14 protein-coding genes (1 of these 14 cut by a window edge) are annotated in these 15,364 nt (G+C 53.3%); 9 read left to right on the forward strand and 5 right to left on the reverse strand.

The features are described from left to right. The 3 genes from mmsB to chvE all read right to left on the reverse strand — a co-directional run. On the reverse strand, nt 1–313 hold the 5' end (the start) of the coding sequence (mmsB, locus tag AB4Y96_RS07325) for a multiple monosaccharide ABC transporter permease (protein WP_441916435.1). Its footprint begins 887 nt before the window's first position; only the first 313 of its 1,200 coding nucleotides appear in the window; the start codon lies at nt 311–313; the stop codon falls past the left edge of the window. Then, complete coding sequence (mmsA, locus tag AB4Y96_RS07330; protein ID WP_441916436.1) at nt 310–1,839, reverse strand: multiple monosaccharide ABC transporter ATP-binding protein; 1,530 nt, start codon at nt 1,837–1,839, stop codon at nt 310–312. The genes mmsB and mmsA overlap by 4 nt, the downstream gene beginning before the upstream one ends. Nucleotides 1,840–1,994: 155 nt before the next feature. After that, on the reverse strand, nt 1,995–3,050 hold the full coding sequence (chvE, locus tag AB4Y96_RS07335; RefSeq protein ID WP_441916549.1) for a multiple monosaccharide ABC transporter substrate-binding protein: 1,056 nt from the start codon (nt 3,048–3,050) through the stop codon (nt 1,995–1,997). 326 nt (nt 3,051–3,376) lie between these two features. Between chvE and araD1 the strand changes: the two genes are divergently transcribed. Together araD1 and AB4Y96_RS07345 are read left to right on the forward strand one after the other, a co-directional pair. Continuing rightward, complete coding sequence (gene araD1 / locus AB4Y96_RS07340) at nt 3,377–4,369, forward strand: AraD1 family protein (protein ID WP_441916437.1); 993 nt, start codon at nt 3,377–3,379, stop codon at nt 4,367–4,369. 54 nt (nt 4,370–4,423) lie between these two features. Continuing rightward, the gene (locus AB4Y96_RS07345; protein WP_441916438.1) at nt 4,424–5,200 is read left to right on the forward strand and encodes an SDR family NAD(P)-dependent oxidoreductase; all 777 of its coding nucleotides are present in this window, start codon (nt 4,424–4,426) and stop codon (nt 5,198–5,200) included. A gap of 7 nt (nt 5,201–5,207) precedes the next feature. Here AB4Y96_RS07345 and AB4Y96_RS07350 read toward each other — a convergent pair whose 3' ends face one another. Both AB4Y96_RS07350 and AB4Y96_RS07355 read right to left on the reverse strand, forming a co-directional pair. Next, nucleotides 5,208–5,882: a FadR/GntR family transcriptional regulator gene (locus AB4Y96_RS07350; protein ID WP_091882265.1), complete on the reverse strand. Its 675-nt coding sequence runs from the start codon at nt 5,880–5,882 to the stop codon at nt 5,208–5,210. A 240-nt stretch (nt 5,883–6,122) separates the two neighbouring features. Further along, complete coding sequence (locus AB4Y96_RS07355; protein WP_441916550.1) at nt 6,123–7,052, reverse strand: helix-turn-helix domain-containing protein; 930 nt, start codon at nt 7,050–7,052, stop codon at nt 6,123–6,125. An 86-nt stretch (nt 7,053–7,138) separates the two neighbouring features. Here AB4Y96_RS07355 and AB4Y96_RS07360 point away from each other — a divergent pair, with 86 nt between their 5' ends. The 7 genes from AB4Y96_RS07360 (at nt 7,139) to AB4Y96_RS07390 (ending at nt 15,345) form a co-directional block, all read left to right on the forward strand. Further along, entirely contained in the window at nt 7,139–8,419 is a 1,281-nt protein-coding gene (locus AB4Y96_RS07360) for an ABC transporter substrate-binding protein (protein ID WP_441916439.1), read from the forward strand. A 67-nt stretch (nt 8,420–8,486) separates the two neighbouring features. Next, nucleotides 8,487–9,347, forward strand: coding sequence for a carbohydrate ABC transporter permease (locus AB4Y96_RS07365; RefSeq protein WP_441916440.1), 861 nt, complete (start codon nt 8,487–8,489; stop codon nt 9,345–9,347). Next, nucleotides 9,344–10,180, forward strand: a complete 837-nt coding sequence (locus AB4Y96_RS07370) for a carbohydrate ABC transporter permease (RefSeq protein WP_441916441.1) — start codon at nt 9,344–9,346, stop codon at nt 10,178–10,180. Before AB4Y96_RS07365 ends, AB4Y96_RS07370 begins: the two co-directional genes overlap by 4 nt. Before the next feature lie 11 nt (nt 10,181–10,191). After that, entirely contained in the window at nt 10,192–11,280 is a 1,089-nt protein-coding gene (locus AB4Y96_RS07375) for an ABC transporter ATP-binding protein (protein ID WP_091881239.1), read from the forward strand. 61 nt (nt 11,281–11,341) lie between these two features. Next, nucleotides 11,342–13,348, forward strand: a complete 2,007-nt coding sequence (locus tag AB4Y96_RS07380) for an aldo/keto reductase (RefSeq protein ID WP_441916442.1) — start codon at nt 11,342–11,344, stop codon at nt 13,346–13,348. Between the two features lie 46 nt (nt 13,349–13,394). Then, the gene (locus tag AB4Y96_RS07385; protein WP_441916443.1) at nt 13,395–14,165 is read left to right on the forward strand and encodes a TIM barrel protein; all 771 of its coding nucleotides are present in this window, start codon (nt 13,395–13,397) and stop codon (nt 14,163–14,165) included. A gap of 181 nt (nt 14,166–14,346) precedes the next feature. After that, the gene (locus AB4Y96_RS07390; RefSeq protein ID WP_441916444.1) at nt 14,347–15,345 is read left to right on the forward strand and encodes a LacI family DNA-binding transcriptional regulator; all 999 of its coding nucleotides are present in this window, start codon (nt 14,347–14,349) and stop codon (nt 15,343–15,345) included. Nucleotides 15,346–15,364: the final 19 nt, after the last annotated feature.

Raw genomic sequence — 15,364 nt, forward strand, 5'->3', positions numbered from 1 at the left:
TATGCCATTGAACCATCATCACTGCGGCCAATCCGCCGATGAAACCCGACACTGACCCAACGGAAAGATCGATATGGCCAGCAACGATGACCAACAACATGCCAAGCGCCATGACGATAATATAACTGTTCTGCAGCACGAGGTTGGTCAGGTTAACCGGTTTGAACAATGTCCCATTGGTGGTGAACTGAAAGAACAACATGATCAGGATCAACGCCAACACCAGCCCGTATTCGCGCACATTACCCTTCATCGGCGATCCGTCCGTCTTAGCTTCGGTCTTGGCCGGGGTCGCCGTGTTTTCTATAGTCATGATGCTTTCCCTTCAGCACGAATAATGGCGCGCATGATTTTGTCCTGGCTGGCTTCTTTAGCAGGCATTTCACCGACGATCCTGCCCTGGTTCATCACATAAATCCGATCACAGACGCCGAGCAGTTCTGGCATTTCCGATGAGATCATCAGCACACTTTTGCCTTCACTCACCAACTGGTTGATGATCGAATAGATTTCATATTTTGCGCCGACATCGATACCGCGCGTCGGCTCATCGAGTATCAAGAGATCAGGGTTGGCAAACAACCACTTTGACAGGACGACCTTCTGCTGGTTGCCGCCGGAAAGATTGCCGGTTTTCTGGTAGATGCTGGACGAACGAATATTGGTCTTGCGACGGTATTCATTGGCCACTTTCAATTCGGCCATATCATCCAGCACACCGCCATGGGATACGCCTTCGAGATTGACGATCGTCGTATTGTGCTTGATGTGGTCAATCAGATTGAGCCCATAGGTCTTGCGATCTTCTGTGACGTAGGCAATGCCGTTATCGACAGCTTTGCCAATGGTCGAGACATCGACCTTCTTGCCATTGATGAAAACCTCGCCGCTGATCTTGCGGCCATAGGCCTTGCCAAAGACACTCATGGCAAATTCCGTTCGCCCCGCGCCCATCAGACCGGCAATACCAACGACCTCGCCCTTGCGGACATTGAGATTAATGCCATTGATGACTGTTCTGTCACTATGAACGTGATGGTGGACGACCCAGTCCTTCACTTCAAAGACAACTTCGCCAATATTCGGCTCGCGCTGCGGAAAGCGATCGGCGAGTTGACGTCCGACCATGGAGGTCACAATCCGGTCTTCGGAAATTGCTTCCTTGTCGAGCGTTTCAATGGTCGCCCCGTCACGCAGGACCGTGATGCGATCGGCAACTTTGCCAACTTCGTTGAGCTTGTGGGAAATCAAAATCGATGAAATGCCCTGGGCTTTGAACTCGAGTAGGAGCTCGAGCAATGCATCACTGTCTTTTTCGTTGAGGCTTGCTGTCGGCTCATCAAGGATGAGAAGCTCGACCTCTTTCGACAATGCCTTGGCAATCTCCACCAACTGCTGTTTGCCGACACCGAGATTGGTGATCAAGGTTTGCGGATCTTCCTTCAGGCCAACTTTGGCCAGAAGTTCGCGTGTGCGGGTTTCCGCGATATGCCAATCGATGATCCCGAACCGTGCTGGCTCATTGCCCAGAAAGATGTTCTCGGCAATCGACAGGAGCGGAACAAGTGCCAGCTCCTGATGAATGATAATGATGCCCTTTTCTTCACTGTCACTGATATCGCGAAAATGCTGTTCTTCCCCGTTATAGTGAATCTCGCCCTCATAGCTGCCATGCGGATAGACGCCGCTCAGCACTTTCATCAGGGTTGATTTTCCGGCGCCATTCTCGCCAACAAGCGCGTGAATTTCACCCTTGCGCACGTTGAGATTGACATTATCAAGCGCTTTCACCCCGGGAAAGGTCTTGGTGATACCGCGCATTTCGAGGATGGTTTCCATCGGGACCCTCATCGACGCCTCATGGCGTTTCTCTTTGCAATTTATAAATGGCGCCGCGGCCTGGTACTACCGGAATGTTCATCCGCAGGAGCCTCTGTCGATACAAAACAAACCCCGCGCGATCAGGCGCAGGGTTTGCCAGGCTTAAAAGGGGCCTACTTGATCTGCGCTTCGGTATAATAACCGCCACCGATCAGGATTTCTTTCCAGTTGGTCTTGTCCACTTCAACCGGCTTCAGAAGATAGGACGGAACAATCTTGACACCGTTATTGTAGGTTTTGGTGTCATTGATTTCAGGCTGTTCACCCTTCAGCACCTTATCGATGAGATTGGATGTAACCTTCGCCAGTTCGCGCGTATCCTTGTAGATCGTCGAGTACTGCTCGCCTGCAATGATCGACTTCACCGAAGGAACCTCCGCATCCTGTCCGGAAACGAACGGGAATGGCTGATCCTTTGTACCGTATCCGACGCCACGCAGTGACGACAGGATGCCGATCGACAGACCGTCATAGGGTGACAGAACCGCATTGACCTTCTTGTCCGTATAATAGGCGGAAAGAAGGTTATCCATACGGGACTGAGCCACAGCACCGTCCCAACGCAATGTACCAACCTTGTCCATGCCGGTCTGGCCGGATTGGACAACGAGCTTGCCACTGTCAATCAAAGGCTGAAGCACGGACATTGCGCCATTATAGAAGAAGAACGCATTGTTATCGTCAGGCGAACCACCGAAAAGCTCAATATTGAATGGTCCCTTTGCCTCAGGAAGGCCAAGAGCCTTTACGAGTGATCCGGCCTGCAGAACGCCAACCTGGAAATTGTCGAATGTCGTGTAGTAGTCGACATTGCCGGAATCGCGGATGAGGCGATCATAGGAAATGACCTGGATATTGGCATCATGCGCCTGCTGCAGCACATTAGACAGCGTGGTGCCGTCAATCGCTGCAATGACCAGAACCTTTACACCCTTGGTGACCATGTTCTCGATCTGAGCAAGCTGGTTTGGAATGTCATCTTCCGCATATTGCAGATCAGTGGTGTAGCCGCGTTCTTTCAGCGCCTTCACCATATTGTCTCCGTCAGCAATCCAGCGTGCGGAGGATTTTGTTGGCATCGAAATACCAACCGAGCCCTTGTCCTGGGCAAACCCTTGCGTACCCATCGCGCAAAGCGCGATCAGGCCTGCAGCAACAACTTTAAGCATTTTCACTGGTATCCTCCCAATTTCCCTAATGGACGCAACGTTATTCGAGCATGTTTTCCGGGCGGAATCTTTTTTGCTTATGCCGCCAGCTCCTCCCAGAGCACGATCCTTACAACACTTAACTGAAAAGTATGACTTTTGGAATAGCTCTTTCAAGACGAGCTGAAAAGTCTTTTTTCCAGTGATTGGTGGCACAGTTAAAACGTCATTTTCCACCGTTTACATCAATATAATATTATTATACTATTTTTAGAAATTATTGGCTAAAGGTCAAGAATGAAGTGAAGCTGTCTGTGCTTCACTCGATGTTTCCCGGGAGGATAGACGTGAATCTGGTTCAGTTGCTCAATGCCAATGGAAAGAGGCAGGTTGCCGCGCGCGTAGATGGCCCATTCCGGCACGTAAAGCGGACGAAATCCATTCTGGAGTTGGCTCACGCCGCAATCGAAGCGAAATCCAGTCTCGCCAACATTGTCGAAGAACGCGGACTGGGCAAGGTAGTCGACGTTGAGGCTGCCTATGCCGAAGGACGCCTGCTTTCACCCATTGATACGCACGATCCAGCACACATCCATTTAACGGGAACAGGTCTCACTCATCTTGGGTCGGCTGCAACGCGCGATGCCATGCATCGCAAGATCGACGATGCCAAGGAAGAGGCCCTGACGGACTCGATGAAGATGTTCCGTATGGGCCTTGAAGGCGGCAAACCCAAAAAAGGTCAGACCGGTGTGCAGCCTGAATGGTTCTACAAGGGCAATGGCACAATGCTCACGGGTCCCGGCCAGCCGCTTTTATCTCCAGCCTTTGCCGAGGATGCCGGTGAAGAACCTGAGATTGCCGGCGTCTATGTTATCGGTCCTGACGGCTCGCCTTTCCGCATTGGCTTTGCGCTGGCCAATGAATTCTCCGACCATGTCACCGAACGCGTCAATTATCTCTTTCTCGCCCATTCCAAACTGCGTCCCTGCTCGCTTGGACCGGAATTGATTGTGGGTGATTTGCCTGCGGATATCCGTGGCAGTTCGCGTATTCTACGCAAGGGCAAAGCGATCTGGGAAAAGCCATTTCTATCGGGTGAAGACAACATGTCCCATACGATAGCCAATCTCGAGCATCATCATTTCAAATATTCGCTATTCCGGCAGCCCGGTGATGTCCATGTCCACATGTTCGGGACTGCTACACTGTCTTTCGCCGACGGTATCAAGACCGAGAATGGCGATGTTTTTGAAATCGAAGCGCCCGCGTTTGGTTTGCCTTTGCGCAATCCGCTGAAGGTGGAAAAGCCAGTCAAGGTAAAGGTGACAACACTTTAGGCGATCAAGTTGCCAGCCAATTCCCCTTTTTACCACCGCAACAATGGTGTCGCCATGACAAACACATCACCCGTTTTCGCGCGCTATCCCGGCCTTATCGACAAGCCCGTCTTTATATCAGGCGGCGCGACAGGAATTGGCGAGATGATTGTGCGCGCCTTTGCGGCGGAAGGTGCCAAGGTGGGATTCGTCGATCTTGCCGAGGCGGCAGGCAAGACGCTGGCGGAGGAGCTGAACGCATCCGGAGGCAAGGTAACGTTTCGTGCGGCTGACATTACGGATATCAGCACCTACCAAAAGATCATCCGGGAAATCGAGAAGATACAGGGCGCAGCGACCGTGCTTATCAACAATGCGGCCAACGATACGCGCCATGACTGGCGGGAGGTAACACCGGATTATTTCGATCAACGTATCGCTGTAAACCTGCGCCATATGTTCTTTGCCATTCAGGCAGTTGCACCGGCAATGATTGAGGCTGGTGGTGGTTCGATCATCAATTTTGGCTCCGTGGGCTGGATGATGGCCTCCGGCGGATATCCCGGTTATGCCTCAGCCAAGTCGGCCGTCCACGGCTTGACCCGCTCCTTCGCCCGTGACTTGGGCAAACACGGTATCCGGGTCAATACGTTGGTGCCGGGCTGGGTGATGACCAAGCGTCAGCTTGATCTATGGGTTGATGATGCAGCGAATGAATTGATCGACCGCAGCCAGTGTCTTGCTGGACGCGTCCTGCCTGAAGACATAGCCCGCATGGCTCTCTTCCTTGCCTCGGATGATTCAAAAATGTGCTCGGCGCAGAATTTTATCGTCGATGGTGGCTGGGTCTGATCTCAGATCAATCCGGGCTTGAAGCAGCTAGTACACGCTCGGCACCATCCTGAATGACGCCGCGCATAGCTTCTTTGGCAGCCACAACATTCCGGTCCCTGATGGCGTCTGCTATGGCTTTGTGCCGGGCAACGGAATGCATGTGGCGCTCGGAATTGGGTATGGGTGAGCTGATCGTGAACGTTGTCACCAGAGCCACTTCGATCAAAGCACTGATAGACCGCATGAACGGATTGCCGGAGGCTTCCGCAATGGCAATATGAAACTGCAGATCGCTATGGACGAAATGAGCAGGCGTTTCCCGTGCGCTGCCCATTTCATCAACCCATTCGTAGAGTTTTTGGAGCTGCGTATCGGTTCGCCGTAAACAGGCAAGACCGGCGGCCTCGGGCTCCAGCGCCAGCCGCATTTCGACAATACTCGACAGGAAATTGGCACTGGCTCCAGCTTCAAAATGCCAGACAAGAATATCTGGGTCAAAGAGGTTCCAGTTCGACCGCTCCAATACCCGTGTGCCAATCTTGGCCTTGGGTTGAATGAGCCCTTTCGCCGCCAATGTTTTTAACGCCTCGCGCAGGACCGTTCTGGATACGCCGAAGCGTTCAAGCAGTTCCGCATCTCCCGGCAGAATGCTGTTCTCGGGATAAGAACCATTGACGATCCGCAAGCCAAGATCACGCATGACATGACCGTGATGCGTGCGCGAATGGCCCGCAGTGCGAAAATCATAATTGCTGAGTTTGTTTTCTGCCAAGTGTATCCCTGCGACTGGTGGTTGCTTCTCATTGCAGAAGCAAATATTGATCAATCCACTCAATATGCGGACGCAATCTACTTCGCCAGTCCCTCCCTTCACATCATTTATAATATTATATGATCAATAACAATTCTCATTATTAACTAGTCGCGGTTCCGGCTGGCCTTATGGCAAATTCTGCATTCCGGATGAGGCACTGCTCAACTGTCCTCCACTGCGCATATCACGACGGAAGTCTGATGGAGACATACCTGCAATATTACGGAAGGATTTGTTGAAGGCGCTGAGCGAGCCAAATCCGCTATCCATCGCGACCTGCAGGACATTCGCCCCGTCCCGTAGCAGCATCGCCTGCGCATAAGACAGCCGTAGCAAGCTGACATAATTGTTCAGTGTCATCCCTGTGGATTTTTTGAAAACATTCATCGCATATTTGGGATGAACGCCCGCCGAAGTGGCGATATTGACTGAGTCAATATCGTGCAGGAAGTTACCGGCAATGAAATCACACATCCGTGCAACCACCCGGGACGACTGCTGGCTCGATTGTTCGCCAGAAGAATGCGCCCGGCAATCCGGCAACATCTTATATGGTTCGAATCCAACCCGTTCGATCCGCAACAATAATTCGTTGACCGCATGTTCCGCCTTTACCGGATCGCCTGACCGGGCATAGCTATACCAGCGCGCAAAATTCTCCTTGTCTGCAGCGTCGGTCGCAGATGTCACCAGAGTTGCTCCCTGCATCAATTGGCTCGGAACACTTTCCGGCAAACGCATACGAAAGAAATGCACGAGAGGCAGATGCGCGCCTGCATAAATTGAATCGTCAGATGAATCATCCATCTGGTGCGGCTGACCACCCCAGAACAGGCACATATCTCCCGCATTAAGTTGGATTGCGTGATCGTTCATCCGATAATGTACTGAACCGCGTATGATATAGTTGACTTCGACCTGTGCATGCCAATGGGGCATAGCCATAACAGGCGGGTGATTGTGAAACATTTGCAGAGCCGTCGGCAGACCTTCCACACTGCTTGCACCCGGCTGATAGATCGGCCTGTCTCCCATCTTACTTTCCGCCCAATTCATATTCCCTTTATGGGAGACACACGCTCCCTTGTCGCTAGTGTAGCCATGTTCGCAAAGAACGGGCAATTGAAAAGGGAGGATTTTCAATGGGCTGTAAATTTCTTGGCGCGACAGCACTTGTCGCAGCATTGGCTTTGGGTTCTGCACCGGCACGGGCCCAGCCTACCGAAATCACCATCTGGAGCTGGAATGTTGCGGCGTCTTCGCTGAAGTCGACACTGGAAGGCTTCAACAAGCAATTTCCTGACATAAAGGTAACGGTTCAGGATCTTGGTAATCAGCAGGTCTTTGACAAGACGCTTGCAGCCTGTGCAGCTGGCGGTGACGGTTTGCCCGATATCGTGACAATCGAGAACTTCGAAGCTGAGATTTTCTGGAACCGTTTTCCCGATTGTTTCGCCAATCTGAAAGACCTTGGCTACACCAGTGAGATACAAGCCAAATTCCCGGAGTTCAAACGCACTGAACTTGAGGTCGGCGATGTTGCCTATGCCATGCCGTGGGACTCAGGCCCCGTTGCCGTTTTCTACCGGCGCGACTTTTACGAGAAGGCGGGCGTTGATCCTAAAAGCGTAAAATCATGGGATGATTTCATAGCTGCCGGCAAGAAAATCGCAACCGCCAATCCGGGCGTTGTCATGGCGCAGGCAGATTTCAACGGTGACAGCGAATGGTTCCGCATGATCTCCAATGAACAGGGATGCGGATACTTTTCGACCGATGGCCAGACCATCACAATCAACCACCCCGCGTGCGTCGCCACGCTGGATAAGATCAAGCAGATGAAAGATGCCGGAACCCTGACGGCGGCCAACTGGGACGAAAAGGTACAGTCCAACACAGCGGGCACGGTTGCTAGTCAGGTTTATGGTGGCTGGTATGAAGGTACTGTCCGCACCAATTCTCCCAAGCTTACGGGCAAATGGGGCGTCTATCTTATGCCAAGTCTCACCGCCGATGGTCCGCACGCGGCCAATCTTGGTGGCTCATCACTGGCAATCAGCAACGGCTCCCAGCACAAGGAACCGGCCTGGACCTATCTGAATTACGCACTCGGTACAGATGAAGGGCAGATCGCGATGCTCAAGAGTTTCGGTCTGGTACCATCGCTTCTCAGTGCGGAGAAACAACCCTTCGTTTCCGAACCACAGCCCTATTGGGGTGGTCAGGCGGTTTGGGCTGACATTCTCGGGACATTGCCAAAGGTCGTGGCGAGCCGTGGCACTGCATTCCAGAGTGACGCTGACGGTATCTATAAGGCAACCCAAACCAAATATTTCGCCGGAGGATATCCAGACGCCAAAGCAGCACTCGACGACGCGGCAAACCAGATCGCATCGGCGACAGGACTGCCAATCGCTCAATAAGCTCAATGCCGGATAGGCGTGGGAGCGCATATCCGGCATTCAGGTGGATCGTCGTGGAGGACAATTGATGCAACTACGCAACCGGGCCGCCTATGGGTTTCTCGCCCCTTACCTTTTGATCTTCGCGGCGTTCTGGATATGGCCGATCATCAGTTCGTTTCTAATGTCGTTCCAGAATACCCGCGTGAACCCGTGGGTCTTCAGCTTCGGGGCCAATTGGGGCCGGCTCTTTAACGACCCTGCATTCTACAATGCACTGAAGAACACCATGATCATCCTGATCATTCAGGTCCCGGTGATGATCACGCTGGCAACAATTATGGCTGTGCTGCTCAATTCCCCGCTTTTGAAAGTGCGCGGCCTTTTCCGCTTTGCATTTTTTGCACCTGTCGTGGTTGGCGAGGTTGCCTATGCCGCCGTGTTTCGCCTCATGTTCAATCTTGATTTCGGCATTATCAACAAACTGCTGAACGGCATTGGCATCGCGTCCATATCCTGGTTTGCCGAAGCCCCAGCTGCCATGGCGTTGCTGATCATCGCCGTGACATGGCGGTGGGCCGGGTACAATGCGATCATCATTCTGGCCGGGCTTCAGTCCATTCCCGGTGACGTTTACGAGGCGGCAACGCTGGATCGCGTCAGCAAAATCAGGCAATTCATCTACATCACGCTGCCGCTTCTCAAACCGATTATCCTTTTCTGTGTGATCCTGTCGATCATCGGGTCCATGCAGCTCTTCACCGAACCATTCCTGATTACCAATCGTGGCGGGCCCGGCGGCGGAACGGAAACTCTTGGTCTGTTTCTGTATCGGCAAGGCTTTACCTCGCTCAACTTCGGTTACGCCTCAGCCATCGCCTACACCATGGCTGCGCTGGCAATCCTGATTTCACTGCTCAATCTCTGGGTCGGGAGGGACGAGAAATGAGTTCCCAAACACGCTCAACACTGATCCGTTCGCTGTCCCTGCACGCTGTTCTGATCCCGTTGGCGATCATCTGGCTGTTTCCGCTGTGGATGATGTTCGTCTTCGCGACTATGCCGGATTACGGCATTTTCAGCCCGCAGATCGAACTCCTGCCATCAACCCATTTCTTCGAAAACCTGAGCAATCTGCAGGCGGATACGGATTTCATCCGGGCTTTGATGATTTCGATCAGCGTTGCGATTGTTTACACGATCCTATCAGTTCTGCTTACCTCAATGGCTGGCTGGGCGCTGGCGCGTTACCATTTCATTGGCAAATCGCTTGTCGTGGCGATCATTCTTGGCACGATTACCCTGCCCTATTTTGTTGTGGTGATCCCGCAGTTCATTATGGTGGCACGCGAGTTCAAGATGGCCAACACGTGGATCGCGCTCATCGTGCCGCCCCTCTTTAATTCGCTTGGCGTCCTGTTCATGCGTCAGGCCTTTTCCATGATGCCCGCTGAACTCTTCGATGCAGCACGGGTCGAAGGTGTCAAGGAATGGCAGATCTTCCTGCGCATTGCCCTGCCGCTTGCACGACCAACCATGGCGGCATTGGCAATCATTCTCTTTCTCGCCTCCTGGAACAACTATCTCTGGCCGCTGCTGATCAATTCACGGCCCGGCATGCTGACTGCTCCTGTTGCGCTGGGAACATTGATCGGCCTCACCAAAGTATCGTGGGGTGGGATCATGGCAGGCGCTGTGATGCTCACAGCTCCAATCCTCATCATTTTCATTCTGTTGCAGCGCCACTTCATCGCCGGCATCGCCGCTGGTGCAATCAAATAGGAAACCGCCGCATGGCTGAACTTTCACTCAAGAATGTCATCAAACGCTTCGGCTCCTACGAGATCATCCGCAATGCCAGCCTTGATGTGGCCGATGGCGAATTCGTGGTTTTTGTCGGCCCATCCGGTTGTGGCAAATCCACTCTGCTCCGCATGATTGCAGGGCTTGAACACATAACAGATGGGGAAATTCATATTGGCAATAAACTCGTCAATGACATCGAACCGGCAGATCGCGGCATCGCCATGGTGTTCCAGTCCTATGCTCTTTATCCGCACATGACTGTCGAAGAAAATCTGGCATTCGGCCTGCGCATGACCGGCAATCCGAAAGCCGATACGGATCGCCGGGTTCAGCGCGTGGCGGATATTCTTCAGATCAAGGAGCTGATGCAGCGCAGGCCGAAACAACTTTCGGGCGGGCAGCGTCAGCGCGTTGCCATCGGCCGCGCCATTGTGCGCGAGCCGCAGGTTTTCCTGTTTGACGAACCTCTTTCCAATCTGGACGCGGAACTGCGGGTACAGATGCGCGTCGAGATTTCCCGGCTGCACAAGGAGCTGGGTACAACCATGATTTATGTCACCCACGACCAGACAGAAGCCATGACACTTGCAGACAAGATCGTGGTGCTTCGAGGCGGCAATATCGAACAGATCGGCGCGCCGCTTGATCTCTATGACAATCCAGCCAACCAGTTTGTTGCCGGTTTTGTCGGCTCTCCCAAGATGAACTTCATGAGCACAGAGATTGTTGCTGCAGATAGCGCAAGCGTCACCATTGCGCTCTTGAATCAGGGCAAGGTCCATCTCACCCTGCCCATAAAAAACCCGCCGCCTGCTATTGGCGAAAGGGTCACGCTGGGCGTGCGTCCAGAACATTTCGTCAAGGCAGGCCACGGTGATGCTGACCTTACAATCACAGTGGATGTTGCCGAACACCTCGGTAACACCAGTTACATCTACGCCAATGTTGCGGGCGGCGAACAGCTGATCATCGAACGTGAAGAATCCCGCACAGAACTCAAGACCGACACACTGACCGTTGCCATCAAATCCAGCCATGCCCTGTTGTTCGACAGTGCAGGAAACCGACTTCGATAAACCGAATTTCGATCTCCCCGCCATACTCCCGGTGGCAAAACTAATCCAAAGAGGACATAGCATGACTGACACAGTATCAATCCGTTGGGGCATTATCGGCCCCGGCACAATTGCCCGCACCTTTGCTGGCGGCGTTGCCCATTCCACGACAGGCAAGCTCGTCGCCATTGCTTCGCGCAATCCGGATAGGCCGGAACTGGCAAGCCATTTTCCCGGCGCGCGCATTGTCAACGGCTATGACGCCTTGCTTGATGACCCTGAGGTTGACGCCATTTATGTCTCAACGCCCCATACCGGACATGCCGAGTGGGCAATCAAGGCCATACGCGCAGGAAAACATGTGCTGGTGGAAAAACCGATAGCCCTCAGTGCTTATGATGCCGATGCAATCTTCCACGAAGCCCGCAAGGCCGGTGTCTTCGCAGGTGAAGCATTCATGTACCGCGTTCACCCGCAAACCATCAAACTCATCGAATTGGTCAAAAGCGGAACCATAGGCGATGTACGTATTATCAGATCAAGCTTCGGCTTCAACATGGGCAGCGTCAAACCCGAGCACCGCCTGTTTGCCAATGAAACAGCAGGCGGCGGTATCCTCGATGTCGGCTGCTATCCCGTTTCGATGACACGATTGATCGCAGGCAGTGTCGAGGGCAAGCCGTTCCTTGATCCTGAATTCGTGTCGGGCGTCGGTCATCTCGGCCAAACCGGCGTTGATCAATGGGCGTCTGCCCTGTTGAAATTCCCGAACGGAATTATTGCTGAAGTATCCTGCTCAATCATGGCAGATCAGGATAATACCCTGCGCATCATCGGCTCAACAGGCCGTATCGAGGTCAAGGATTTCTGGTACGCCTCCGGTCAAGAAGGCGGCATTGGTAAGATCGAGATTCACCGGCACAACAAACCGCAAGAAACAATCGAATTTGAGGAGAGCCGTTGGCTTTATTCCTTCGAAGTGGATGCAGCGGGCGAAGCTATCCACCAGAAGCGGCAGGAATTTGCAGCGCCGGGCATGAGCTGGGCCGACTCCATCGGTAATCTGCGGGTGCTGGATCAGTGGCGTGCCGCAATAGGTCTTGAATACGGCATCGAGAAAGCCGCAAAGCGGACGACGACGATTTCCGGCACCAAGCCAGTGCCGGGCAAGAGCGTACCAAAACGGGCAATTCCCGGCCTTGCTAAGCAGGCTTCCTCTGTTGCACTCGGCTTTGAATTCTTTCCGAACTTCGCTGCTGCTTCTCTGACCCTTGACGCCTATTATGAGGCAGGCGGTAATCTCTTCGATACAGCCTTTGTTTACGGCGGCGGCAAAACTGAAGAAATTTTTGGCGACTGGCATACGAGCCGCAACGTCCCGCGCGAAGATGTGGTCCTGATTGGCAAAGGTGCCCACTCCCCGCTTTGCTACCCTGACGTCATCGCCAAGCAGCTCTCACGGTCGCTGGAGCACCTGAAAACCGATTATGTCGACGTCTATTTCATGCATCGTGACAATCCCGACATTCCCGTGGGTGAATTCGTCGACGCGATGGATGCTGAGGTCAAAGCCGGTCGCATTCGTGGTCCGTTTGGCGGGTCAAACTGGACACGGGAGCGGATGGACGAGGCCATTATTTACGCCGAAAAGAATGGCAAGACGGCACCGGGCGCCCTGTCTAACAATTTCTCATTGGCTGAGATGCTGGACCCAATCTGGGCGGGTTGCGTTGCTGCGTCTGACGATGCGTGGAAAACATGGCTCAATAAAAAGCAAATGCCCAACTTCGCATGGTCCAGTCAAGGCCGGGGCTTCTTTACGGATCGCGCTGGCCGCGACAAGCGGGACGATGAAGAATTGGTACGGGTCTGGTATTCGGAGAAGAATTTCGGACGTCGTGACCGGGCGATAGAACTTGCAGGGAAACTTGGCCGCAATCCTATTCATATAGCTCTAGCCTATGTGCTCGCCCAACCCTCTCCCGTCATCCCTTTGATTGGACCACGCACGCTTGGTGAGCTTGAGGACAGCCTCTCGGCACTCAACATTAATCTTACGCCAGATCAGGTGAAATGGCTGGAAGGCTAGGCTTGGATGTGGCAAGCAGGGATACCGGTTTGGCGAGGATGAAGCGATGAAGTATTCGGCATGTATCGAGTGGTTGTTTGCTGAAGAGTCACCCGATTTCGCCAACCGTATCCGCTTGGCTGGAGATGCGGGTCTGGATGCAGTTGAGTTCTGGAAATGGACCGAGAAGGATATTCCTGCGGTCGAGAAGGCGTTGGCTGAAACAAAGCTCGCTCTGTCCAGCCTCGTTGCGGAACCCATGATTCCGCTGACCGATCCTGCCAACCATGATGCCTTTCTGATTGGCCTTCGTGCCAGTGCGCATATGGCAAATCGGCTGGGTGCCAAAGTGCTTATTGCGCAGGCCGGGGATGATCTTCCCGGTCACACCCGCGCCGAGCAGCATCAGGCTTTGGTCGATTGCCTGATACAAGCTGCCGATGTGCTTGCGGGAACAGGCGTCGTTCTGGGTCTCGAACCACTCAACACACTGATCGACCACAAGGGCTATTTCCTTCATTCAACGGTTGAAGGCCTTGATATTATCGATGAAGTGAACAGGCCAGAAATCCGGATTGTCTACGATATCTATCATTCCCTCGTGATGGGAGAAGAGACCGCAAAAGTGCTCGACGGCCGGGTTGATCGGGTTGCGCACGTCCATGTTGCCGATCATCCGGGCCGCAATGAGCCGGGCAGTAGGACACTGGAACTGTCAAAGTCTTTGAACTGGTTGTTCGATAATGGCTATGATGGCTTTGTCGGATTGGAATACAGGCCAACGGCTGGCACCAAATCCAGTCTTGAGACGACATTCCGGGCGCTCGGCTCACGCTAAAACCTTTCCGGCTTAAATAGAATCGTTCTGCCGGAAAGGCTCTGGAACGGCGTTTTGCTATTGAAGTGTCAATGGTTAAGCAGGTAAGCAGGACGTGATCCGCACTTCACGTCACTACGTCGCAATCATTCATGTGCAACAAGGCGGGATAGCGGATCAGACATGAAGGATGCCGATATCCATGACCGAGCCCCGCAAACGCCAGCCCCTGCCGACCATTGCGGATGTCGCTGAACTCGCCGGCGTTTCCCGCGCCATCGCATCGCGGGCCCTCTCAACTGAACCGCGGCCAGTGTCGGCTGACAAGCGCGAACGGGTGCTGGCAGCAGCGGCAAAACTTGGCTTCAAACCCAATCTTCTCGCGCGAAGCCTGACCACCAAAACTGTCAATCTTGTTGCTGTCATCGTCAACCACATCCACGATCTTTCCGATCTAGACCTGTTTGATCTCCTGATCAGTCAGATACAATCCATCGGCAAGCAGGTGATTTTTGTTCGTGTTGGCTCCGCCGAACGCATAGATGAATTCCTGCGCAATGGTATCGCCTATCACGTCGACGCAGCCCTCGTATTTTCAGACTTCGCCGATGCAGAGACAGTACGGAAAATGTTCCGTAACGACAGCGTTCTGATGCTCAATGGCATGCGCGACGCAAATTCTCCTGCCATCATACCCGATGAACGGATCGGCATTGCTGCGGCGGTAGCGGATGCCGCCCGCAAAGGCGTGCGCAGTGCGATCCTTGTTACCGGTCGCGCAGCTTCTCCTGTCGAACAAGCCCGCATTGCAATCTATAAATCGGAGCTGATGCGCCAAGAAATTAAGCTGGTTGCAGAACTGCCGGGCGACTATTCCTATCAAAGTGGACGTCAGGTCGCATCCTCAACCAACTGGCAAGCAGCCGACGCCGTTTTCTGCACATCCGACGCCATGGCTATGGGTATCCTCGATATCCATCGACGAGACTTTCCGGCCAACAAATCTGAAGCATTTCGGCTGTATGGCTTCGATGACGTAACCCTAGCCGAATATGAGGCCTATCCCATCTCCTCGATAGGCTACGACAAGGCCACTTACATCAATGAAATCCTGAAGTTTTTGCGGGAACCTGCTTTGTTCAGTTCAGGAGAGAAACTGATACAGGTGCCAACCTATTTCGTTTCGCGGTCCAGTTCCTGACCGAAAGAGAAAAGACCGG

Origin of the sequence: Phyllobacterium sp. TAF24, assembly GCF_052113785.1 — a bacterium.
Taxonomy (GTDB): domain Bacteria; phylum Pseudomonadota; class Alphaproteobacteria; order Rhizobiales; family Rhizobiaceae; genus Phyllobacterium.

What these genes read in the sequence shown, in the direction of transcription:
- mmsA (WP_441916436.1), bottom strand. Translation starts at nt 1,839, where the DNA reads ATGGAAACCATCCTCGAAATGCGCGGTATCACCAAGACCTTTCCCGGG.
- chvE (WP_441916549.1), bottom strand. Translation starts at nt 3,050, where the DNA reads ATGCTTAAAGTTGTTGCTGCAGGCCTGATCGCGCTTTGCGCGATGGGT.
- AB4Y96_RS07345 (WP_441916438.1), top strand. Translation starts at nt 4,424, where the DNA reads ATGACAAACACATCACCCGTTTTCGCGCGCTATCCCGGCCTTATCGAC.
- AB4Y96_RS07350 (WP_091882265.1), bottom strand. Translation starts at nt 5,882, where the DNA reads ATGCGTGATCTTGGCTTGCGGATCGTCAATGGTTCTTATCCCGAGAAC.
- AB4Y96_RS07355 (WP_441916550.1), bottom strand. Translation starts at nt 7,052, where the DNA reads ATGAATTGGGCGGAAAGTAAGATGGGAGACAGGCCGATCTATCAGCCG.
- AB4Y96_RS07360 (WP_441916439.1), top strand. Translation starts at nt 7,139, where the DNA reads ATGGGCTGTAAATTTCTTGGCGCGACAGCACTTGTCGCAGCATTGGCT.
- AB4Y96_RS07365 (WP_441916440.1), top strand. Translation starts at nt 8,487, where the DNA reads ATGCAACTACGCAACCGGGCCGCCTATGGGTTTCTCGCCCCTTACCTT.
- AB4Y96_RS07370 (WP_441916441.1), top strand. Translation starts at nt 9,344, where the DNA reads ATGAGTTCCCAAACACGCTCAACACTGATCCGTTCGCTGTCCCTGCAC.
- AB4Y96_RS07375 (WP_091881239.1), top strand. Translation starts at nt 10,192, where the DNA reads ATGGCTGAACTTTCACTCAAGAATGTCATCAAACGCTTCGGCTCCTAC.
- AB4Y96_RS07380 (WP_441916442.1), top strand. Translation starts at nt 11,342, where the DNA reads ATGACTGACACAGTATCAATCCGTTGGGGCATTATCGGCCCCGGCACA.
- AB4Y96_RS07385 (WP_441916443.1), top strand. Translation starts at nt 13,395, where the DNA reads ATGAAGTATTCGGCATGTATCGAGTGGTTGTTTGCTGAAGAGTCACCC.
- AB4Y96_RS07390 (WP_441916444.1), top strand. Translation starts at nt 14,347, where the DNA reads ATGACCGAGCCCCGCAAACGCCAGCCCCTGCCGACCATTGCGGATGTC.